The sequence below is a fragment of the Bradyrhizobium sp. CB1717 genome (assembly GCF_029714325.1).
In the GTDB taxonomy this organism is placed as follows: Bacteria; Pseudomonadota; Alphaproteobacteria; order Rhizobiales; family Xanthobacteraceae; genus Bradyrhizobium.
The window spans coordinates 5434586-5457374 of record NZ_CP121666.1 but is presented as its reverse complement, the minus strand read 5'-3'; the positions used below and the strand labels follow the sequence as shown (position 1 = coordinate 5457374).

The 22789-nt window shown below is 64.5% G+C and carries 19 protein-coding genes; 9 read left to right on the top strand and 10 right to left on the bottom strand.

Annotated features, from left to right (window positions below; translation table 11 throughout):
• The first annotated feature begins 44 nt into the window (after positions 1–44).
• A complete protein-coding gene (locus QA649_RS26005; RefSeq protein ID WP_283019689.1) occupies positions 45–1217 on the top strand; it encodes an FAD-dependent oxidoreductase in 1173 nt (390 codons plus the stop codon).
• A gap of 54 nt (positions 1218–1271) precedes the next feature.
• Here QA649_RS26005 and sulP read toward each other — a convergent pair whose 3' ends face one another.
• Positions 1272–3026 carry a sulfate permease gene (gene sulP / locus QA649_RS26000; protein WP_283019688.1) on the bottom strand — a complete coding sequence of 585 codons (1755 nt, stop codon included), beginning with the start codon at positions 3024–3026 and terminating at the stop codon, positions 1272–1274.
• Positions 3027–3380: 354 nt separating this feature from the next.
• Positions 3381–4496, bottom strand: a complete 1116-nt coding sequence (locus QA649_RS25995; protein WP_283019687.1) for a LysR family transcriptional regulator — start codon at positions 4494–4496, stop codon at positions 3381–3383.
• On the opposite strand from QA649_RS25995, the gene QA649_RS25990 reads away from it, so the two are divergent.
• On the top strand, positions 4461–4829 hold the full coding sequence (locus QA649_RS25990; RefSeq protein WP_283019686.1) for a heme-binding protein: 369 nt from the start codon (positions 4461–4463) through the stop codon (positions 4827–4829). The genes QA649_RS25995 and QA649_RS25990 overlap by 36 nt on opposite strands.
• Positions 4830–4966: 137 nt before the next feature.
• Positions 4967–6589 carry an ABC-F family ATP-binding cassette domain-containing protein gene (locus QA649_RS25985; protein ID WP_283019685.1) on the top strand — a complete coding sequence of 541 codons (1623 nt, stop codon included), beginning with the start codon at positions 4967–4969 and terminating at the stop codon, positions 6587–6589.
• 151 nt (positions 6590–6740) lie between these two features.
• Here QA649_RS25985 and QA649_RS25980 read toward each other — a convergent pair whose 3' ends face one another.
• From QA649_RS25980 to QA649_RS25960, 5 genes are all read right to left on the bottom strand, one after another.
• Positions 6741–7274: a transposase gene (locus QA649_RS25980; RefSeq protein ID WP_283019684.1), complete on the bottom strand. Its 534-nt coding sequence runs from the start codon at positions 7272–7274 to the stop codon at positions 6741–6743.
• Between the two features lie 105 nt (positions 7275–7379).
• On the bottom strand, positions 7380–8792 hold the full coding sequence (locus tag QA649_RS25975; RefSeq protein ID WP_283019683.1) for a S8 family serine peptidase: 1413 nt from the start codon (positions 8790–8792) through the stop codon (positions 7380–7382).
• A gap of 37 nt (positions 8793–8829) precedes the next feature.
• Positions 8830–9672: a PA-phosphatase gene (locus QA649_RS25970; protein ID WP_283019682.1), complete on the bottom strand. Its 843-nt coding sequence runs from the start codon at positions 9670–9672 to the stop codon at positions 8830–8832.
• A 41-nt stretch (positions 9673–9713) separates the two neighbouring features.
• A complete protein-coding gene (locus QA649_RS25965; protein WP_283019681.1) occupies positions 9714–11516 on the bottom strand; it encodes an adenylate/guanylate cyclase domain-containing protein in 1803 nt (600 codons plus the stop codon).
• Positions 11517–12065: 549 nt separating this feature from the next.
• Positions 12066–14273 (bottom strand): alkaline phosphatase family protein, encoded by a 2208-nt coding sequence (locus tag QA649_RS25960; protein ID WP_283019680.1) that lies wholly within the window; start codon positions 14271–14273, stop codon positions 12066–12068.
• A 255-nt stretch (positions 14274–14528) separates the two neighbouring features.
• Between QA649_RS25960 and QA649_RS25955 the strand changes: the two genes are divergently transcribed.
• Entirely contained in the window at positions 14529–15404 is an 876-nt protein-coding gene (locus QA649_RS25955) for an MBL fold metallo-hydrolase (protein WP_283019679.1), read from the top strand.
• Positions 15405–15460: 56 nt separating this feature from the next.
• On the opposite strand, the gene QA649_RS25950 is transcribed toward QA649_RS25955, so the two are convergent.
• On the bottom strand, positions 15461–15709 hold the full coding sequence (locus tag QA649_RS25950) for a hypothetical protein (RefSeq protein ID WP_283019678.1): 249 nt from the start codon (positions 15707–15709) through the stop codon (positions 15461–15463).
• Between the two features lie 246 nt (positions 15710–15955).
• On the opposite strand from QA649_RS25950, the gene QA649_RS25945 reads away from it, so the two are divergent.
• The gene (locus tag QA649_RS25945) at positions 15956–16414 is read left to right on the top strand and encodes a cupin domain-containing protein (RefSeq protein ID WP_283019677.1); all 459 of its coding nucleotides are present in this window, start codon (positions 15956–15958) and stop codon (positions 16412–16414) included.
• A gap of 163 nt (positions 16415–16577) precedes the next feature.
• On the opposite strand, the gene QA649_RS25940 is transcribed toward QA649_RS25945, so the two are convergent.
• On the bottom strand, positions 16578–17540 hold the full coding sequence (locus tag QA649_RS25940) for an alpha/beta hydrolase (protein ID WP_283019676.1): 963 nt from the start codon (positions 17538–17540) through the stop codon (positions 16578–16580).
• A 116-nt stretch (positions 17541–17656) separates the two neighbouring features.
• Here QA649_RS25940 and QA649_RS25935 point away from each other — a divergent pair, with 116 nt between their 5' ends.
• From QA649_RS25935 to QA649_RS25920, 4 genes are all read left to right on the top strand, one after another.
• On the top strand, positions 17657–18334 hold the full coding sequence (locus tag QA649_RS25935) for a nitroreductase (protein WP_283019675.1): 678 nt from the start codon (positions 17657–17659) through the stop codon (positions 18332–18334).
• Positions 18335–18470: 136 nt separating this feature from the next.
• A complete protein-coding gene (locus QA649_RS25930) occupies positions 18471–18674 on the top strand; it encodes a hypothetical protein (protein ID WP_283019674.1) in 204 nt (67 codons plus the stop codon).
• 351 nt (positions 18675–19025) lie between these two features.
• Entirely contained in the window at positions 19026–19973 is a 948-nt protein-coding gene (locus tag QA649_RS25925) for a helix-turn-helix domain-containing protein (protein WP_283019673.1), read from the top strand.
• Between the two features lie 50 nt (positions 19974–20023).
• The gene (locus QA649_RS25920) at positions 20024–20614 is read left to right on the top strand and encodes an NAD(P)H-dependent oxidoreductase (protein ID WP_283019672.1); all 591 of its coding nucleotides are present in this window, start codon (positions 20024–20026) and stop codon (positions 20612–20614) included.
• A gap of 6 nt (positions 20615–20620) precedes the next feature.
• Here the strand turns inward: QA649_RS25920 and QA649_RS25915 are convergent, their stop codons facing one another.
• On the bottom strand, positions 20621–22702 hold the full coding sequence (locus QA649_RS25915; protein WP_283019671.1) for a methyl-accepting chemotaxis protein: 2082 nt from the start codon (positions 22700–22702) through the stop codon (positions 20621–20623).
• Between the last annotated feature and the right edge of the window lie 87 nt (positions 22703–22789).

The window sequence follows — 22789 nt, the reverse complement described above, 5'->3', positions numbered from 1 at the left end:
ACAGATCGAATTTTGAAAACGACGCTGTTCGAGGGGATCGCGGTATGACCGGCCGGCTGAATGTCGCGATTGTCGGCGCGGGGATCGGCGGATTGTCTGCGGCGCTCGCGCTGAGCGCGCGGGGCCTGAACGTCACCGTCTTCGAGGGAGCAGAGTCGCCGCGTGAGGCCGGGGCAGGACTCTCCATCCCTCCGAATGCGCTGACGCTGCTCAAACGCACCTCGCTTTGCGAGGCGATCGAGCAGATCACCACTCGGAGCCACGGGCTGTCGCTGCGCACGTCGCAGGGACAGCCCGTTTCGAGGCCGGGTGCGCCCATGGCGCTGAGCTACCAGATTCACCGCGTCGAGCTGCTCGAGATGCTGCTGGGTGTGGTGAAAGGACCGGTCCGGTTCGGACATCGCTGCGTGGCCGTCGCTGACACGGAGCACGGAGCGCGATTGACCTTTGCCAATGGCGTGGTCTGCGACGCGGACGTGGTCATCGGTGCTGACGGCATCCATTCGGTGGTCCAGCGGCAGATCGGCCTGCCGGCGCGTCCGACCAGCGAAGGCGTCGTGGCGTACCGCGGCCTGGTGCCGGCGGAAAGGCTCGCGTCGGGCTCGGAGCTGCGGGGCCTCAACATGTGGATGGGGGATGGTCGCAGCTTCATCTGCTTTCCGGTGTCGCAGGGGCGATCGATCAACATCGTCGCGTTCGTCCCGAGCATGCGTGACATGGAGGAGACCTGGTTCGCGCTGGGCGATGTCAGCGCGCTCGCGGGTGAGTACGAGGGGTGGGATGCGCCGGTCGAGGCCCTGATCGCGGCGCTCGATCATACCTTTCGCTGGGGCATCTACGATCGGCCGCCCCTGCCATGTTGGTCGCGCGGGCATGTCACGCTTCTCGGTGACGCCGCCCATCCGATGGTGCCGCATTTCGGCCAAGGCGCAGGACAAGCCATTGAGGACGGCTTCGCGCTTGCCGTCCTGCTGGAGCATGCCGGACGCGGCGAGATCCCGGCGCGACTGAAAGCTTACCAGGATCTGAGGCTGGAGCGGACCAGCCGCGTGCAGGCAGCCTCACGCCTTGCCGGCCTGTTCTACCGATCCTCCGGCGGCGATCCCGCGGAGCAGGCGCAGAGGATGCGCGGCTGGATGTCGGCGGCCGAGTGGATCTTTCCTTACGACGCGGAGAAGGCCGCTGCGGCTTCGCTCAGGCTGATGCGAAGGGCGTAGGCCCTTCACTCATGGAAATCGCGTCCGCTTCTGCCAAGAAGCGGAGTTGAAATCTCAGCCAGGCCCAGCTTGGGCATTTCGGCCCGCGAGTGGTGCGGAGTCCTGCTTGGTTTGATCCTCCCAGTCGTCCCACTCAACTTTGTTGATCTCGACATAGCGGGAGACGGCCACACCGATGGTCGGGAAGAAGTAATGTTCGCCAAGCTGCGCGAACAGGCCAAATCGCTTCAGCTTGTCCTTCACGGGGTCCTTGAGTTCGGCAAAGCAGAGCTCGATGCCCTGCGCGTGCAACGTCTGGTCCAGTTCGGCAACCACATCGCAGGCGGTGACGTCCACGCTCGTAACGGGCTCCGCGGCGACAACCAGCCAACGCACAGGCGTTGGCGATGTCGCGACGGCATTCAGGACGCGCTCCCTGAAGAATTCCGCGTTGGCGAAAAACAGCGGCGCATCCCACCGAAACAGGACCAGTCCCGGAACCCGGCGAGCAGCCGGATATCTCGTGATGTCGTGATAACCTTTGACGCCCTGGGCGCGCCCCAAAACTGCGGAGTGCGGCCGCCAGCCGTCCCACAGGAATTCGATGACCGCGAGTACGATCGCAAGACCGATCCCTGGAATGACGCCGAGCACCGCCACACCGACAAAGCAGACGATCGCCAGCCAGAATTCCCATCGCTGAATGCGATAGATCCGCTTGAGGTCGGCAACCTCGATCAGGCCAATCGCCGCCGCAATGACGACAGCGGCCAATGCGGCGGTGGGCAAATGCTCCAGCAGATTTGGCGCGACCAGCAGAAGCAGGGCGATGGCCAGCGCGCCGACGACGCTCGTGAGCTGGGTGCGGGCGCCGGCGGCTTCTGCGACGGGGGTACGCGAGCTGCTGCTGCTGATCGGAAACCCCTGGAAAAAGCCAGTCGCCAGATTGGCTGCGCCAAGCCCCACCATCTCCTGATTGGGATCGACCCGCATCCCCAATCGCGCGGCGTAGGCGCGTGAGAGTACGCTCGTATCGGCAAACGAAACCATTGCTATTGCGCAACCGCCGAGCAGCACCGGGACGATGTCGCTCGAGGTGATCCATGGGATGACGAACCCCGGCAGCCCCTGAGGCAGCGGCCCCAACACCTTGACGCCGTACCGCGTCCCGAGACCGAGCACCCCGACGACGACGGTCGCCGCAACGACGGCAATCAGGATGCCCGGCAGCCTGGTGTTCTTGAGAAGGATAATCGTGGCCAGCGTCGCGAAGCCGATCGCGAACGCGACCCAATTGATCTGCCCGTCAAGGATCGCGTTGGCGATCGCCCACAAGCTCCGCAACGGTCCTTCGCCGTCGATGGAAAAGCCGAAGAGTTTGGGCAATTGGCTGATCAGGACGGTCAACGCAATTCCGTTCATGTAGCCGTAACGTATCGGCTTGGAGAGAAGCTCGGTGACAAAGCCCAGACGCGCGATACCGGCCAGGATGCAAGCCAAGCCGGAGACGATGGCCATCATGCCGGCCAGCGTCACGGCGCGTGCGGGATCGCCGTGTGCCAGCGGCGCGATGACGCCGAGCAGTATTCCTGCCAGCGCCGAATCCGGGCCGAGGACGAGAATGCGGCTAGGGCCGAACAATGCGTAAGCCAGCAGGGGAACGATCGTGGCGTACAAGCCATAGATGCCGGGCAATCCCGACGCGACGGCGTAGGCGATTCCAACCGGGACCAGCATCGTCGCGAGGACCACGCCGGCGAAAATGTCGTGCGGAAGCCACGCGGCTTCATATCGACGGAGCGTATCGAGTCCGGGCAGCCAGTGCTGCATCAGTCGTCACTCCCGCGCTCAAGACGCCCCGCTGTTTCCGGCTATTGGCGGTCAATCTTCCTCAAAGTGCCCGATATTGCGTTGTGCATCCAGTTCAGTCGTGCTGCGCCGCAACGTCATCCCACGCAGCAAGTTCTCAGGCTCTGCGATGACAATCGTAGAGTTTTGATCAAGATCAATGCATTGGATGTCGCTCAATGACCGCGGCGAGCCTGTGCGGTCGAAGGCAACGCGCTCGCCGGCAAGCGCAGCCTGGGCCCCGCGGCCTCGCTCAAGCTGATGCGAAGGGCGTGAACGTCAATTTACGCGATCGCGGTTGAGTACGCCGGAGCGGTCTTCGCCGGGAGGCAGTCGTCAAATCCGCTGGGCGGACAGCCGCGCCACGAGGAATTCGATGGCGGCGCGGACCCGCCGAGGCATCCCGCCAGTTCCTCGCTTGGGCCAGACGATCTGGAGCGGGATGGGGGGCGGCTCGTGGCCGACAAGGATCTGCTCGACGATCCCCTGATCGATAAGTCTGCGGACCTGCCAAAGCGGGGCGATCCCGATGCCAAAGCCGGACGCGACGGCCGCGTTGCGTGCCGCGGCGCTTTCCGACCGAAAGCGACCATGGACTTCGATACGCTTCCCGTCGCCGCCGAATGCCCATCTGTCATCATCACCGGCTCGCAACACGCATTCATGACGGGATAGTTCTTCTGGATGCTCGGGCCGACCATGGGCCGCGAGATAGACTGGCGAAGCGAACACGGCCCAGCTCAGTCCACCGAGGCGGCGAATCCGCAAGTTCGAGTCCGGCAGATTGCCGATGCGAACGGCGAAATCGAGCTTCTCGGCGACGAGATCGACGCGCTCGTCGGACAGGACGAGTTCGAGATCGATCTCCGGATTCCGCGTCAGGAATTGGCTCAGCACGGGAGTCACATATTCAGGGCCGAACAGGCTCGACGTGCCGACGCGGATGGTGCCGGCAAGCCGCCGGTTGCTGGCGAGCAGGTCTTCACGCGCGGCATCGATGGTTGTGAGCGCGAGGCGGATCCGATCGGAAAATTCGAGGCCCGCCTGTGTCGGATTTAGGCGCCGCGTCGTCCGCGACACGAGCTCCACGCCAAGGTCGTCTTCGAGCCGCGCAAGCGAACGGCTCACCGATTGCAGCGATCTGCCGAGACGCGTTGCCGCGGACGTCAGGCTTCCCTCGTCGAGGACAGCCAGAAACACCGCGTAGTCTGCAATCGAGGCCACCGTCATTCTTCCGAAAAAAGAGATAATATATCCATATCTCCGCGCATTATCATCATAGATGTGATGTGTTGTGAATGGGCTCCCGACCACCTGGAGCTTCTCATGACGAAACCGGATTCCCGCGCAGCAAACGTCCCTCAGGCCCTGACCCCTCTCTATGGCGCGCCGATCGCGCTCGACGAGGCGAGGATCGTGGCCGATGCGGCGCGTGCCGAAGCGCAACGTCATGGCTGGCCCATGGTGATCGCCATTGCCGACAGCGGCGGCCATCTCGTCCTGCTGTATCGTCTCGATCAGGCGCAGCATGGCAGCGTGCTCGTCGCGCAGCAGAAGGCGAAGACCACCGTCGATTTCAGGCGGCCGACCGGGGCGTTCGAATCCGCGCTGGCGGACGGCGGCCTTCACTGGCGATTGCTGGGCATGACCAATCTGACGCCTCTGGAGGGCGGCCTTCCAATCCTCCGCGACGGCAGGGTGATCGGAGCGATCGGCGTCTCGGGCATGCAGTCAACCCAGGATGCGCAGGCCGCCGCGGCAGGCGTTGCGGCGTTCGGAGCTTGATGGCTCCGGCGTCCGATCGCGGCGCGGAACAACGGCTCTGCGCGGCTGGGGATAGCGAAATCCGTACCCGCCGGGCTTCCCCTGAGGGGCCTTATGCCCTATGACGCTGCAACGCAAAAATCCCCCCAAAAGACCCCATGATCCGCCTCGACAACGTCAGCAAGCAAGCCGGCCACCAGATCCTGTTCATCGAAGCCTCCGCGGCCCTCAACAAGGGGGAGAAGATCGGCCTGGTCGGGCCGAACGGCGCCGGCAAGACCACGCTGTTCCGCATGATCGCCGGCGAGGAGCTGCCCGACGAGGGGCAGGTCTCGACCGATCGCGGCATCACCATCGGTTATTTCAACCAGGACGTCGGCGAGATGTCCGGCCATAGCGCCGTGGCCGAGGTGATGAACGGCGCCGGTCCCGTCAGCGAGGTCGCGGCCGAGCTGCGCGCGCTCGAGGCCGATATGGCCGACCCTGACAAGGCCGACCAGATGGACGAGATCATCTCGCGTTATGGCGAGGTACAGCACCGGTTCGAGGAGCTGGACGGCTATGCGCTCGACGGTCGGGCGCGCGAAGCGCTCTCCGGCCTCGGCTTCAGCCAGGAGATGATGGACGGCGATGTCGGCAAGCTCTCGGGCGGCTGGAAGATGCGCGTGGCGCTGGCGCGTATTCTCCTGATGCGTCCCGACGTCATGCTGCTCGACGAGCCGAGCAACCATCTCGACCTCGAAAGCCTGATCTGGCTGGAAAAATTCCTGCACGACTACGAAGGCACGCTGCTGATGACCTCGCATGACCGCGAGTTCATCAACCGCGTGATCTCCAAGGTGATCGAGATCGACAGCGGTTCGCTCACCACCTACACCGGCGACTACGAATTCTACGAGCAGCAGCGCGCGCAGAACGAGAAGCAGCAGCAGGCGCAGTTCGAGCGCCAGCAGGCCATGCTGGCCAAGGAGATCAAGTTCATCGAGCGCTTCAAGGCGCGCGCCTCGCATGCGGCGCAGGTGCAGAGCCGGGTGAAGAAGCTCGACAAGATCGAGCGGGTCGAGCCGCCGCGCCGCCGCCAGAGCGTCGCCTTCGACTTCCTGCCGGCGCCGCGCTCGGGCGAGGACGTCGTGGCGCTGAAGAACGTTCACAAGGGCTATGGCGCCAAGCGCATCTATGACGGCCTCGACTTCATGATCCGCCGGCGCGAGCGCTGGTGCGTGATGGGCGTCAACGGCGCCGGCAAGTCGACGCTGCTCAAGCTGGTTGCCGGTGCGAGCGAGCCCGACCAGGGCACGGTGGCGCTCGGGGGCAGCGTCAAGATGGGCTATTTCGCCCAGCACGCGATGGACCTGCTCGACGGCGAGCGCACCGTGTTCCAGTCGCTGGAAGATCAGTTTCCGACCGCGGGGCAGGGCTCATTGCGCGCGCTCGCCGGCTGCTTCGGCTTCTCCGGTGACGACGTCGAGAAGCGCTGCCGGGTGCTCTCGGGCGGCGAGAAGGCGCGGCTGGTGATGGCCAAGATGCTGTTCGATCCGCCGAACTTCCTGGTGCTGGACGAGCCCACCAACCACCTCGACCTCGCCACCAAGGAGATGCTGATCACGGCGCTCGCAGATTTCGAGGGCACCATGCTGTTCGTCTCGCATGACCGGCATTTCCTGGCGACGCTGTCGAACCGCGTGCTGGAGCTGACGCCGGAGGGCATCCACCAGTATGGCGGCGGCTACACGGAATACGTCGCGCGCACGGGGCAGGAGGCGCCGGGGTTGCGATCGTAGGGGGCTTGTAGCCCGGATGGAGCGCAGCGCAATCCGGGATTTCTGCCCGCATGCGGTTGTGCGATGCGGATGGTCTGGCCCCGGATTTCGCTTCGCTTCATCCGGGCTACGAGCGCGCTGACGGGATTCCGTAGCCCGGATGGAGCCGGGATCACTCTCCGCGTTCGCCAAAATTGCCGGTGATCTCGCCGCTGCCGCCCCAATCGGCGGGCAGGATGCCGGCACGAACGTAGCGATGGAGCGAAGAGTAGGGCCAGTCGATCGGTGACGCCACGAGGCTGTGCTTGACGGGATTGAAATGGATGTAGTCGGCGCATCGTTCGAAATCCGCGTCGTCGCGAATGGTGTGCTCCCAAAATCGTCGCTGCCACAGGCAGAACTCGCCGCGATGATTGCGAACAACTGGTACGCCGGAAGCGACGAGCCGGTGCGTGAACAGGCTCTTGATGCGTCGCCATCGACCGGAGAAGTCCGAGTCATTTTCCGGCAACGTCATGATGACGTGGAGATGGTCAGGCAGGATCACGATCGTGTCGATCGTGAACGGCTTTTCGATCCGGGTCGACTTAAATGCCGCGCGCAGCTGCGCGACGTGGTCCACCAAGGCGGACGATCTTCGATCGTCCAGCGTCGCGGTGAAGAAATAGGCGCCGCCGGGTACGAAATTTCGCCGATAGCGAACCATGCGAGAGTTTCCCGGATTGCGCTTCGCTTCATCCGGGCTACAACCAAATCGAGAGAGTTGCAATGAACTCGCTCGCCTGCACGCATCGGCCGGCGATCGGCCCGCTTATGGTGGAATGATGCCCAGGCTGCGGCCCGCCGCCACCGGCCGGACGATGCCATAGCCGTAATCGTAGTTCGGCACCGCGCCGCCCTGGGGCCGCGCCGTCGCCTTCAAGACCGCAATCATGGCTGCCGGATCCGTCGCCATCGGCGATTGCACGGTTCGCAGCGCGGCGATGCACCCGGATGCGACGGCGCATGATGTCGACGTTCCCGTATCCGGCTCGAAGCCACGCGGGCCTCGCAGGACCTTCGAGCCGAGAAACTGCGTATAGGCGGTGATGTCGGGCTTCCGCGGCGACATGCCCGCGATCGACGGTCCTTGCGAGGAATAGCAGACGCGCGCGTCCTGGATGTCGCAACCGGCGAGCGTCAGCACTTCGTCGTAGGCGTTGGCGCCCATGATCATGCCCTCCGTCCGCTGCAGACACACGGCATTGGGGCAGCCGTCGCCGCAATTGCCGGCGGCGAAAACCACGTCGGCTCCGAATGCCGTGAGCAACCAGATGTACAGTCTGAAGGGGTGATAGGGATTGTCGATGTAGCGCCTGGGATCACCGGGCGGAAAATCGTCGAGACTCGGATGAAAGATGCCCCAGCTGTTGTTGACCACGAGCGCGGTCTGCGGAATGGCGCCAGTGACCGCCCAGCGCCAGATCAGCATCAAGTAACCGCGCATCATTTCCGAGATCGTCGCACTGACGGTGTGCTCCCCGGCCGGCCGCCCGAGTAGCAAGGGATAGTCGAGCAGCGTCACCTTCGGGGCCACCGCGAGCACGCCGTAGGCGCACATCGTTCCGTGTCCGATGCGATGGAATCCCGGTGTGGTCGCCACGGTCGGAGGCGTCCACGAATTGCCGACATCCAGGTTCGGGTTGAAGCCGAACCGCGTCTCAAGATGTGACTTGCAGATGCCGGTATCAACGATGGCGACGGCAACACCCGCGCCGTGAAGGCTGTTGTGCTGCAGCGTCGCGGTGTTGAGATCCTGCCGAACCATCTCGATATCGCCGGTGGCCTTGTTGGCAGGGGGTAAAGCAAGCTGGCCGCGTACATCAGGATCCAACCAGACTGGCTCGCCATTGTTGAAGCCCGGGTTGGCGAGGCTCTCGGGAGAAACGTAGGCGCGGATCAGGAATTTCTTCGATTTATCGAGCGCGAGGAGCGCGGACGCTTTTTCGCCCCTGTCCCTGCTCGAGACTGCAGGTCGCTGATCGGCGCCATCCCAGATCGGCAAGGCGCCGAACTCACCGTCGATCAAAAAGTCGGGCGCCGCGTTCCTTTGAATGTATTCGCGCATCGCGCCGACCGGACTATCGCCCTTGAGCAGGTCGTTTGCCGCACTCACGAGCATGCCATTCTGATTGCGTTGCGCCAGCACCCGCACATAGCCGGTGCGCAATTCCCAAGGCGTCATGGTTGCCTCCGCTGCCGTGGTCAGGTTGCGCGTGGTCTCACTGCCATTCGGTCTTCGCGAGTTTGAGCGTGGCCGCGTAGAACGGGCAGGCCGTCAGATAGGGTTTCAGGGCGACCGCGGCCCTGGCGCCCGCGTCGATGTCCTCGCGATAATGCAGTCCCGCGATCATCCGATTCATCCCGACTCGCGCGGCCAGCGCGCGCAAGGCCTCGGTGTATTGAGGCAGCATGTCGGCCAGGCATTCGGAGGTGAGCGTGCCAATGAGCGCGTGCCCGGCCGGATAGGCGGGGTGCCCCGGGACCTGGACCGGCGGATACAGCGTCGGGCAGACCTGGCTTGGTCGCGGCTGGTACCAATAGGGTGGGGGCGCGGCACCAGCCCGATTCGGATATTGGAGCTTGAGTTGGACCATCGCAAACTCGCCGACCCGGGCCATGATCTTCATCAGCAGGAACGTTTGCGGGTGGGACGTGGCGGTGATGTTGAGCAGCTGCAGCCAGCGCAGCTGAAAATTCTGGTTCTCCTCCACGATCTCGCCAAGCGCTTCCGGCCGCTCCGCGACAGCCAGCACCTGGACCTCGTCGATCATGTTCGCGGTGACGGGGTAGGTGGGTGGCGGCAGCGCGACCGCCGCCTGCCATTGCTTGCCGCCGATGGTCTGGGCCAGAAACTCCGGCATGATCGCGATGGCGCGCAGATCCGGATCCCATTCAGAGTCTCGGAACTTGGCGTAGTAGTCCCGCGTGATGGCGACCTCGGCCAGCGGCCGATCGGCCCGCATCGCGAACACGGGCGATCCGCCGCCGCCCGAGCCGCCTGACCAATTTCCTCCGAACCAATTGCCACCAAACCAGTTGCCTCCGAACCAATTGCCCCCCATGACGGGATCCTCCTGTGGTTCGCTGCAAATGCAGCATGGTTTCAATCCGGCAAGCCTGCCTCTCGCAAATGGTCGATGAAGCGTTCCCGCAAACCGATTTTGAACGGGCACCGCTCACGATAGGCTGAAAGCTTGAACCGAGGTTGTATGTCCAGAAGCATCCTGGTGATGCCTCGGGCCTCTTCGTTCTGGCCCTTCGCAATATAGGCCGCTGCCAGTACACGCAGGTTGGCGGACAGCCGTCCGTTCAGAGCTGCGGTCTTGCGGGCCCACACGACCGCCTCGTCGTAATTGCCGTTGATGTAATGCGCTTGGCCGAGGAACATCAGGTAGAAATATGCCTGTGTATCGGCCGGCGACAGCCGCAATCCCTGTTCAGCGCGCGTGATCGCTGATTGGCCCTCCTCAAGGTAGCCGTACACGCCACTGCTAAGGGTCCAAGCCATAGCATTTCCGGGCGATGCGCTCAACGCTCTGTCAAAGAGGTCGAGCGCTGCGTCGTAGTCCTTGAACAACAGCGCCTTGGTGTGTCCGAGAACGGCGAGCGCGAAGCCATCTGCCGGCGCACGATCGACCGCCGCCGTGGCAAGGCGCGCCGCTTCCCCCGCATCGGGGCCGCCCTCGGCGCCCCAGCCCTGCGCGACATTGTGAATGTGCCAGAGCGCTGCATAAGCATAGGGCGTAGCATAGCTAGGATCCGCAGCGATCGCGGCCTGCAACAGCTCGCCCGCACGGCCGAAGTCGAAGAAATTCATGCGATACATGAAGTCGATCGCCTTCATGAGCAGCTCGTAGGCATTGAGATTGTCCGAGCGCTTTTGCAGCGCGCGCTTCAGCTCTGCCTCGCGGACCTGGGGCGCGATGCTCCATACGATGCGTGTCGCAATGCGGCTCTGAAATTCGAACAGTTCGGAGACATCGCCGTCATAATGATCTGCCCACAGCAAGATCCCCGCTTCGACGTCCTGCAATTCCACGCCGATGCGGAGCCGCTTGTCGGCGCGTCGGATGCTGCCACTCAGGACGTATCGGACGCCGAGCTCCTGGCCGATCCTCTGGCTGTCGATCGGTCCGCTGCGATAGGGAGAGGTGGACATGCTCGAGATGACGAACAGCCCGCGGAGGCTCTGAAGCGCCACGACGATCTCGTCGGCCGTCCCGTCGCCGAAGTAATCGTCCACAGGGTTCGCTCCCTGCGTACGAAACGGCAGCACCGCGATGTAGGGCACCTTGGCCTGGCGGCTCGCCTTGCGGCGGTCGCCCGAGGGCAGTCGTTCGGCCTCAGGCAGCAGGAGAGAATAGGCGTGAACGGGGCGTGCGAGATGCTTGAGCCGGAGCACGCCCAGGTCCTGGACTGGCACGTCGAGCCGGTCCTTGATCTGCTGGAACATCTCGTCTGAAAGCACCACGCCGCCAGCCGGCGCCGACTGCTCGAGTCTCGCCGCGATGTTCACGCCCTTTCCGAAGATGTCCTCGGATTCGACGATGGTCTGCGCAACGTTCAGACCCATTCGAAATTGTATCTTCCGATCGTATCCTTCCCGGGTCTGCGCGGCTGCGACTTCGGCTTGCAAGGCGACCGCACAGCGCGCGGCATCAAGGGAGGAATCGAACGAGGCGAGAAAGCCGTCTCCGGTATTCTTCACGATCCTGCCGCGGAAGGAGACGATGCACGGGTTGATCACGCCGAAGCGAAGCGCTCGCAGGCGGATGTGCGTTGCCTCCTCCGCCACCTCGGTCAGGCGAGCATAGCCCACGACGTCGGCGGCCAGAATTGCAAGTACGCGCCGCGATGGCGGGGCCGCCTCTGCAACATCAATCCCCGGATGGTTCACCTTGACCACCCCGCTACTTGGCAGAACCGGGGCAGGATAGCAGACCGTGGCGTTGATAGCGTCTGCCGGGCACCTTGCGCTCCAAACAAAGTCAACGCCCGCTTACGCGTACGCCGACATTTCGCTGAATGACGCGGCCCCCAGATCATCTACAGCAAACCTCCCGCCCGGTGAGTGCCATGTCAGACGAGACCAGGTCGTCGTGTCTTCCTGGTGCGCAAGGGCAGCGAACCTTTGGGAAACGCGCGCCCCGAAACGGGTAGTGGGCCTGAGCCTGGCGGCCTTTGGCCAATCTGCATGGAGCCAAAATCAGTTTCAGCAATTCGACCGCGAAACAGGAGGCCCGAGAACCACCGCGTTGCGCAGCCGCATTTTACAGCCAAACTGGAAAAAGCGCTGTGAATTAAATCATACATAAACAAAAATTAATGCCACCGGCCCGGCGGTTGTATTTCGCCGATCTGCTCGCGTCGACCGGAGCGAACGCCGTGACGTGGACGGACATGGACATGCGGGATGGGCGCTGATCGGCGCCCATCCCGTGCGGCCGTTATTCAGCTACCGCAAGATCTCGCGCAGCACCTCGCCATCGACCTGGTGCGGCCGGACGCCCAGGAGTTGCATGATGGTCGGCGCCACGTCGAGGTTGCGCATACGATGGATCGTCGTGTTGTTGCGGATCTGGGGGCCGGCGGCGATGAAAGTCGCGCTCATCACCGGCAGCTTTGGATCGTGGCCGTGGGCGCCGTAGAAATTCGGCATCGACAGCGTGGTCGTCGCGGCGTTGAACGGCGCATCGCCGAGGCGGGCGACGCCGGGGTTCTGGATGCCGTCGAAATTGTAGCCCGGAGCCATCAGCGCGAACACGTCGCCGAAATCCTGGCCGATGGTCTTGCTGGTGCATTGCCCGATGCCGGCCTCGCACTGGAGCGGACGGGTCTCGACCACGGCGAAGAGTCGTCCGCCCTCGAGCGAGAAGTTGAATTTGGGATTGGGATCGACCGCATTCTTCACCGCGTCGGTGATCTGCGTGACCAGCGCCGTGTAGGTTGCGGGGTCGACGGTGCCGCCGGACTCGCGCTGCTGCAGGTTGACGTAGATGTTGACCGCCGGACCCGAGGTGCGGATCGCCAGCTTGCTGGTGTCGATGCCGGCATTCTTCAGGATGTTGGTCATGCTGACCGAGGTGTGGAACGGGGCGAAGCCGTGGTCCGACACCACGATGATGTTGCTGTCCGGCCCCGCCGCCTCAGCGATCTGCTTCACCGCCTTGTCGGCGGTCTGATAGGCGAAGCGGATGTACGATTTGTAGCGCGCGACCTTGGCGGCGTCTTGGCCGGCGCCGACCGAGCTCGGGTCCTTCGGATTGGTGCCCTGGCGGGGATCGGTGAGCAGGAACTGATGCTCGGAGCCGTCCGGCTGCTCGATATAGATCATCACCAGATCGGCGTCGGGATGGTTCTTGATCGCGCGCTCGCCGATGTCGGCCTGGTAACGCACAAAGGTCTTGACCATGTCCTCGTACATCGCCTCGATCTCGATGTCGGGGAAATCAGTGAAGCCCGGGCTGAGGCGCTCCGGAATGCGGAAGTCGGCCTGCGGGCGCCAGAACCCGATGCTGTTGTTGATGTCGTCGACGTCGGCCAGCACGGGCGTATTGCGCGGGATGTAATTGGCGCCGTAGCGGGCAAAGCGCACCACGGACAGATCGGGCGCGAGCTGCGAGACGAAGTAGGCGGCCCCGACCCTGGCGCCGCTGCCCTCGAAGAAGAACGGCGCGTTCTCGCCGCCGAGCTTGGCATAGGCAGGTCCAGTCGCCGGCGGCTTGAACGGCCCGGCCGTGATGCCGCGCGTGGCGTCGAAGAACACGAGGGTGTCGTAGTTCACCTTGTTGTCGTTGGTGGTGTCGAGCGCTGCCACCCGGATCGCGTATTTGAGGTCCTGCGTGGCCGTGCTGGTGCAGGTCGCGGTCTGCACCGAGGCGCACGAGAACGTCTCGATCGGCGTGGGCGTTGCCAGCACCGGGCTGAACGAGAAGCGGCCGGCCGCCTGCAGAGCCGCGGCCACCGCCGGATCGGGCGCGAAGTTCGTCTGCGTCAGCGAAAAGCCCTGCGCGCTGAGCCCGCCGAACGCACCGAACGGCACGGTGTAGTCGGTGACGCGGATCGGTTGGGCCGGCTGCACCACGGTGCCGTTGATCGAGATGTCGGCGCCGTCGCCGCCCGGCCACGTCGCGGTGACCACTTTCTTGCCCTGCTGACGCAGCTGCACCCACAGCGGCAGCGCCGACGGCCGCGGCGAGGGCCCAAGCGGGCTCTCGCGATAGCCGCCGATCGGCGCCGCAAAGCCGCTGAGGCTCGATGTGATCGGGCCGACGATCGCCTGGAAGGTGTTGGAGGGGATGTCGTTGTGAACGGCGGTCGAGCCGGTGGCGATCTCGATATGGGAGACCGCGGTGAGCGAGGGCGAGGCCGTGATGTTCTGCAACGCCACAGCGCCATGGCGGCTCAGCCGCGCCAGTCCGCCATCGCGCGGCAGTACGCCTTCCTCGATGAATTGCCGGATGAAGTCGGGTTTTGCGCCGTCGAGCGAGATGAGGACCACCGGCGATCTGCGGCCGTGGTGATGGCCCCGATCATGGTCGCGATCACGGACATTGTCGAAACCGCGGCCGCTGTCATCCTGATCGGCGTGCGCTGTCGCTGCAACGCCAGTCAGCGTTGCGGCGAGCGATAACGAAGAGATCAGGGAGAAGAGCTTTTTCACGTGAATGCCCCGTGCTTTTTGTTGCGCAACCTGTGCGCGATCAATCTGGAATGGCGCAGAGATTATCGAGCGTGGCCGACGACGCGCGTGTGACGCCAAGGCGACGCATCTGCGTCGCTGTGTGAATGCTGTCGCAAGACTCCAATTGGAGCTCTGTCGCGCGAGCTATGGGAACTCGTCAACGCAAGTACACGCCCGTGTGTGTTGAACGCTGCGAACTCGTTCGCTACGCTGGAGAAAATCAGGGGAGGGCGCGTGAAGCAGCTCAGGATCGGGGACATCACCATCGATGCGGTGATCGAGCGGGAGGGCCCCTGGCGGCGGCCGCAAGATTTTTTTCCGGCTTATGACGACGGCGTGTTCAGGCGTCATCTGCCGACGATGGAGCCGGAGGTGTTCGATGTCGCGCGCGGCATGATGGTCATCACCTACCAGACCTTCGTCGTGCGCACGCCGCGCTACACCATCCTGGTCGACACCTGCACAGGCGAAGACAAGGGTCATCCGCCGCCGTTCGATTTTCCCGGCAAGGAGCGCTGGCGCAACGAATTGTTCGCGCTCGGCGTCGGCTTCGAGCAGATCGATTATGTGTTCTGCACGCATCTGCACATCGACCACACCGGCTGGAACACGACCTTGCGCGACGGCCGCTGGGTGCCGACGTTCCCAAACGCAAAATACGTCTTTCACAAGGGGGAGTACGCTGCCTGGGAGGCCGAGCACGCCAAGGGCAACAATCCGCCCGGCACGGTCTTCCGTGATAATTGCCTGCCGATCGTCGAAGCCGGGCAGGCATTGCTGGTGGATGACGACTACGCGCTGGATGATACGGTCACACTGACGCCGACGCCGGGGCATTCGCCCTGCCATTGCTGCGTGAATATCTCTTCGAAGGGCCAGCGTGCGGTGGTCGCCGGCGATCTCATGCACCACCAGATCCAGTGCCGCGAGCCGGACTGGTCGGCAATGCCGGATTGGGATGCAAAACAATCAGCTGTGTCGCGGCGGAAGTTCTTTGCGTCCGTTGCGGATACGGACACGCTGATCCTGCCGATCCATTTTCCGGCGCCAACGGTGGGGCTGATCAGGCCGCTGGATGGGGCGTTCGATTATCGGTTCAGGCGGGAGTGATGGCGCTTCACCTCGCCCCGCTTGCGGGGCGAGGGGACCGAGGCATCGCGGCGCGCTTAAGCGCCGACTTCGCACTTCTTCATGAAGCTGTTCTTGGCGGCGCCGGCGAGCGGCTTGCCGTCGGCGCTGACGGCCTTGGGCGCGCAGGCGTCGGCCTTGCACTTCTTCAGGAACGAGGTCTTGGCGGCGCCGGCCAGCGGCTTGCCGTCCTTGCCGACCGCCTTGCTCTCGCAGGTGTCCTCCGCGAAGGCCGAGCCCGCTGCAAAGGTGGCAACGATCGCAGCCAGGAAGATTCGCTTCATCATGGGTGTCTCCTAAACCAGAAATGGCTTGCGGATTGGAGCCGGGAATCGTGGCGCAATCAAGCAGGATCGGCGTTGCCCGGTTGTGGTGTGCGGATATTTTCGGCGTGCGATGAATGAGTCTCGCTTTGACGCGCACGGCGGCGGGGCTGCTTTGGGGTTCTTGCCAGCTGCTTGCTGCACTGCGCGCTGACCGCGCGGTGCGAACCTGCTAGGCTCATTCCATTGCAGCAGGAACGGAGCGTTGCCATGGACGCCGTGACGAGCCCGCAGACCGCCGACCGGCATTCCCATCTGGTTCAACCTCAGGCCATGGAATGGCAGAAGACGCGCTTTCCCGGCTGCGAGGCCAAGACCTTGCTGTTCGATCGCGGCACCGGCCTGATGACCGCCTTGATGCGCTTTGCGCCGGGATCGGTGCTGCCCGATCACGAGCATGTCGGCATCGAGCAGAGCTACGTGATCGAGGGCGCGCTCGTCGACAAGGAGGGGCCCGCCCAGGGCATCACCTGCAAGGCCGGCGAATTCATCTGGCGCGAGGCGGGCAGCCGGCACGCCGCATGGTGCCCGGACGGGGCGCTGATCCTTGCGATCTTCCAGGTGCCCAACAAGTTCTTCGAGGCCGATGGCCGCGTGGTCGACGCCTCCGGCCAGGACTGGGACGAGGCCTGGGGGCACACGGCGGCGCAGCGGGCACGGAGCGCCTAGCGAGTCTCGTAGCCCGGATGAAGCTAGCGGGTCGGCGCGATGCGCCGGCCGATAGCGTAATCCGGGGCCAGACCAACCGGATCGCTCGACCGCCCATGTGGCTGGAAACCCGGATTACGCTTCGCTCCATCCGGGCTACGGGCTACGAGCTTCGTCGCATCCCCTATACGCCGCGCACGAGCAGCGCCTTGAAATCGGCCCGCGCGCGCTGCGCCTCGGTGCGCGCGACGTCCGAGGCGTCGCCCATGCCGAAATAGCCATGGATCAGGCCGGGCCCCTCGTGATGCTTGACCCGCACGCCGGCGGCCTCGAGCGCCCGCGCATAGGCGGTGCCCTCATCACGCAGGGGATCGAACCAGGCGGTGGTGACGATCGCGGGCGCGAGGCCTGCGAGGGATGGCGCGCGCAGCGGCGAAACGCGCCAGTCGCTCGCGTGAGCGGGATCGGCGAGATAGTGGCCGCAAAACCATTCCATCGTGGCGCGCGTGAGGAAGTAGCCTTCGGCATTCTCGGCACGTGAGGGAAAGCGCGCATTCTCGCCCGCATCGGCGTAAGCCCCGACGACGTCGGTCACGGGATAGACCAGCAGTTGCGCGGCGAGTTTGATGCCGGCATCGCGGCAGGCGATCGCCGTTGTCGCCGCGAGATTGCCGCCGGCGCTGTCGCCGGCAACGCCGAAACGTTTGGCGTCGCCGCCAAATTCCGCGACACGGCTAAATACGTCGCGCACCGCGGCAAAGGCATCTTCGAAGGCGCCGGGAAAGCGCGTCTCCGGCGGACGGCGATAATCGACGGAGACGACGACCGCGCCGGTCTCGATCGCGAGATTGCGCGCTTGTCGGTCATGGGTCTCGAGATCGCCCGCGACCCAGCCGCCGCCGTGGAAGAACACCACGGTCGGTGCCGGCGTGGTGCCGACCCGGTAGACCCGTGCATCGAGCAGGCCCGCGCCGCCGTTCACCTTGATATCCTGTACACGATCGACCGGCGGCGGCGGGATTGCGGCGCGCGAAGCAGCCAGTGCGCGCAAGGAATCGCGGGCGCTCTGTGGCGTCATGACCGCGGGATCGCGCATCGGCATGAGCGGAATGATCTGGGCGATGACGGGATCGAGCGGCGTGGGCATGAGGTCCTCACAGGGTTCTTGGTCTTGCTTGCGGGTTAGCATAGATTTTGCGCGCCGCATCGGCAACCGGCCACGTGTTGTGATGCGCAGGGATGAACGGGTAGGGAGGCCAAGGAGTGGAATTCGAGACGCTGATCCAGTCGCGCCGCAGCGTGCGCGGTTTCAGGAACGAGCCGGTGCCGCGCGCGGTGATCGAGGCGATCATCGAGAGCGCCAAGCGCGCGCCGTCGTCGATGAACACCCAGCCCTGGCACGTTCACGTGCTCACGGGGCGTCCGCTCGAAGAAGTACGCCGCCGCAACATGGAGGAGATGATCGGTGGCGCCAAGGTCAAGCGCGACATCGTCAGCCACGGCGAGTATCAGGGCGTGCATCGCTCGCGGCAGGTCGACATCGCCAAGAAGCTGTTCGGCGCGATGGGGATTGCGCGCGACGACAAGCCGATGCGCCAGGACTGGGTGCTGCGCGGCTTCCGCCAGTTCGACGCGCCGGTCTCGCTGGTGCTGACCTATGACCGCGTGCTCGATCCCGGCGCGGTCTGCCATTTCGATCTCGGCGCGCTCTGCTACGGCATCGTGCTCGCAGCCTGGGACCGCGGCCTCGGCTCCGTCATCAACGGGCAGGGCATCATGCGCTCCGACATCGTGCGCGAGGTCGCTGATATTCCGGACGACGAGGTCATCATGACCTGCGTCGCGATGGGCTATCCCGACGACCGCTTTGCCGCGAACGCGGTTCGCTCAGACCGCGAGCACAACGATGAGTTCGTGCGTTACGTGGGCTTTGCCGACTGACGCAGACTTGTGCGGAGGAGATTATTCTCTCATCGAAATTTTTGGTGCGGAGTCCATGCCGCCTCTTGCAATCTCGATCGTGCAGGAGGAACAATGTGCAGACTGAAAGGTTTGTTGCTGGCGCGAGGGAATTGATATGCGGCGGCTGGCTAGCCTGGTGCGACGGTTGTTCGGCCCGCGAGTGCGGCGTCCAATCGATGATGATCCCAGTCTTCCTTTCACATCCGACGAGTTCGGGCGGCTGATCCGGAGCGGCAAACGCGAGGACATGAAGCTGCTGGCCGAAGGTCTGGCCTGCAACTCGATTCCCCGCCGCGCCAAATACCGGGCCACGCACTAGCATCGGATGGCAGCGCCATCCTTGCCCGGCAGGACGTGACGAGGCGTTGGTGGTCATCGTTCAACATGACTTGCTGGACAGTCCGATCGGAACTCCAGAGAGCGGCCGCGCCGTGAGCTTGGATTCTAGGCAAGCCTCCCTTGGTATCTCTGCACCGCCTGCCGAGCTGGAAACGCTATCGAAATTCGGCAGGACGCGAACCGTCAGCTTGTCCTTTGCATTGGACCCTCGCCAATTGGCCAGGACGGGCTAGGATGATTCATTCGATCTGACGGCCGCCGCTGAAAGGGGAATCCAGATCGGCACGATTGCCGGCTACGCGTCATTTTCCGACGCGGTTTTTCATTGGTCATGAGCAACAACGATGATGCGCCGGGATTGGCGCCAAAGATATTTCGTTTCACCGATGTCGACGAGTTTCGCAGTTCGATACGCGGGTTGAACATCGAGTTTACGCCGTTCGTGCGACGGATTGCGACCGAGCAGGTGATCTTGCGCCTGCCGGGCTGCGACGTGAACGTGACGCGCACGTTTCCGCGCGTGGCGGACGCGCAGCTGGTTGCCGACTGCACGGCGGTCGGTTTCGCGATGGACGATCTCGAAGTTCCCATTCGCTTCAATGGCGCGCAGCGCGACCGCGCGGTCGTCGTCATCGGCAGCAGCGGCGCTGCCTACAACACCATCGAGGAAGTGCAGAGGCAGATCGGCTCGATCGTGTTTCGCCCCGAGGTGAAGGATCGCGGCTGGCCCGAGACGCAGTTCAGCTTCAAGATTTTCGAGACCACCATGCCGGCACTGCTCCGGCTGCGGAAGGTGGTCCGGGAGGTGCTGGCGGCTGCGTCCGAGCCGATTGATCGCGCGCAGGTTCCGTTGACGGGGATGGCGATGAAGGAGTCCCTGTTCGGCGCCGTCGACAACGTCTTTGCCAATCTGGTGGCCGCGCGATGGACAGTGCGGCCGAACGACGGGCGGCAGTTCAAGATGTTCCAGAACATCCGCACGCTGCTGTCCGAGGACCTCTCGCAGCCGATCTACAGCGAGGAGATCGCGCGCAAGCTCGGCCTGTCCGTGCGCACCATGCACGACGTCGTCCGCCGCTATCGCGGCATGAGCCTGCACCGCTATTTGCGCCTGCGCCGGCTCTGGCTGGTGCGTCAGCGGCTGCTTGCCGGGGCGGATAGCGTCAAGGCTGTCGCGCTCGCCTTCGGTTTCTGGCACCTCAGCGATTTCTCCAGAGGCTACCGCGATCAATTCGGCGAGACGCCGTCGCAAACGCTGGACCGCGGACGCGGAAGATAGCGCGACAAATCGATCGGCGCGCCGCCTGCTTTCGTGCTAGCTTGCCGCCCATGAGCAATCGCATCCTCGTCCTCTACGGTTCCTACCGCTCCGACCGCATGGGCATCCGCCTTGCGAATTTCGTCATCGATCGCCTGCGCAGTCGCGGCGAGGACGTCGAGTTCATCGACGCCAAGGCCATCGGCCTGCCTATGCTCGACCGCATGTACAAGGAATATGCCAAGGGCGCCGCCCCCGAGGCACTGGAGAAGCTGGCCGGGCAGATCCGCGGCGCCGACGGTTTTGTCTTTGTCACCGGCGAATACAATTGGGGCATTCAGCCCGGATTGAAAAACCTGACCGACCACTTCCTGGAAGAATGGTTCTGGCGCCCGGCCGCGATCGTGAGCTATTCGGCCGGCCGCTTCTCGGGCGCGCGGGCCGCGACCGCCTGGCACGGCACGCTGTCGGAGATGGGCATGGTGGTGGTGTCGAGCACCATCGGCGTCGGCCCGATCGCGCAGAGCTTGTCGGCGGACGCCGAGCCGATCGGCGAGGGCGGCAAGGCGCTGGAACGCGCGTTCCCGCGCTTTGCCGATGATCTGTCGTGGTGGATCGAGGCGGCCAAGGCGCAGCGGGCGCGCAAGGCGCCGCCGTACTGAGTTTGCTTACGCGGCCCTGACCTCACCGAGGAAGCGGTCGAACTGACCGGCGAGATCGCGCGACTGGGTCGAGAGCTGCTCGGCCGCGCCCAGCACTTCCCTGGCGGCAGCTCCGGTGTCGTCGGCGGCGCGCTGCACGCCTGAAATGTTGGTGTTGACCTCCTGGGTGCCGCGGGCGGCTTCCTGGACGCTGCGGGCGATCTCCTTGGTGGCCGAGCCCTGTTCCTCGATCGCAGCCGCAATCGCGGTGCCGATCTGGTCGATCTCGGCGATGACGTCGGCGACGTTGCGGATCGCGGCCACGGTCTCATCGCTCGCGCTCTGGATCGCGGTGATCTGCTCCGAGATCTCGGTCGTGGCCTTGGCGGTCTGGCCGGCCAAAGATTTCACTTCGGAGGCAACCACGGCAAAGCCGCGGCCGGCATCGCCGGCGCGCGCGGCCTCGATGGTCGCATTCAGCGCCAGCAAATTGGTCTGCTCGGCAATGCTCTGGATCAGCGTGACAACGTCGCCGATCTTCTGCGCGCCTTCGGCGAGAGCGCGCGCGGTGTCACCGGTACGGCGGGCATTATCGACGGCGCGGGCGGCGATCTCGGTGCTTTGCGCGACCTGACGGCCGATCTCGGAGATGGAGGATGTCAGCTCTTCGGTGGCGCTGGCAACCGTCTGCACGTTGGTCGAGGTCTGCTCGGAGGCGGCGGCGACGACCGCGGCCTGGCTGTTGGTCTGGGCCGCCGTCGAGGTCATCGACTGCGCCGTGCTCTCCATCGTGGAGGACGCCCGGGACAGGCCGCCGACGAGCTCGGTGACCTTGGCCTCGAAGGCGCGGGTGAGCTCGTCGAGCGCCTGGGCGCGCCGCATCTTGCCGTCGTTCTCGGCCTGCTTCTCCGCCGCGAGCCGCTCGGCCCGGATCATGTTGTCCTTGAACACCTGGACGGCCGCGGCCATCGCGCCGATCTCGTCGGAGCGCTCGGCGCCGGGGATGGCTTCCGCGACTTCGCCATCGGCCAGCCGCGACATCCGTGTCGTCAGATTGACGATCGGCGCGCAGACGCGGCGACGGACGGTCGCGACGAGGCCGATGCTGGCGACCAGCACGGCGGCAAGGCCGAGCAGGGCGATGATGAAGCTGGTGCGTGCAGCCGACGAGGCGCCGGCGAGAACCTGCTCGGCGTTGTCGTAGAAGGCGTCGCGGACCTCGATGATGGTGCTGAGGCCGCGCTGCGTCGAGGCGTAGTAGGTGTCCATGTCGTGTTCGTACTTGCCGCTGACAGCACCGTCCTTGACCAGCTTGAGCTCGCGGCCGAACTCCTCGACATAGATCGAATTGAATTTCTCCAGCGCGGCGGCGACGTTCGCCGGGGTTGCCGGATTGCCGCGCAATTCCAGCAGCGACATCACGATCTGGTCGTTGCGGCCCTGCGAGCGGCTGATGTCTGCCTTCTCGGCGTCGGTCGCCGGCTTCTTGCCGCCGACGAGGTTCTTGTGCAGGCTGGAATTGAAGCCGCCGACGTCGCGCAGCGTCATCGCGATGTTGGCGTAGCTGGCCTGCCGGTAGGCGTCGCCGTTGAGGATCGCCATGCGGCGGACCTGCTCGTTGAGCAGCGCGGTCACGCCGCCGTTCAGCACGGCATTGTCGGCGACGATCTTCTTGGCGGCGTCCTTGCGCGCCTCCGCCGGCCCGGCCAGCGCCTTGTCGATCGCGTTGCGCAGCGCGGTGAACTTCGCATTGATGCCGTCGATGTTGCTGCCGATCGTGGTGCCGTCGTCGAACGGACCAGGCAGCTCCTTGCGCAATGCGTTCATCTTGTCGCGGGCGCCGTCGGTCTGCTTGCGCAGCTTGTCCTGCTCGGCAAGCAGCGCGGGGTCGATGCTCGCAGGTCCGTAGAGGATGTTGGTGGAAAAGCCGCGTTCGGGATTGAGATAGCGCGGGATGTCGCTGACGGCGCGGACGATCGCGAGCCGCCCCTGGGCTTCGGTGATGCGCTCCATCGTCTGGTATTTCGTCACGGCGACGTAGACCGCGAGGCCGCCGCCCACGGTCGACAACGAGACGATGGCGGTGGTCAGGAGCGTACCGATTTTCATGGGCATTCCGGCAATTGGCGCGGGAGGAGAATTATTTTGCCCGAACGATAGGCAGCCGGCGTTAATCCGCGGTTTACGCTGACGGCC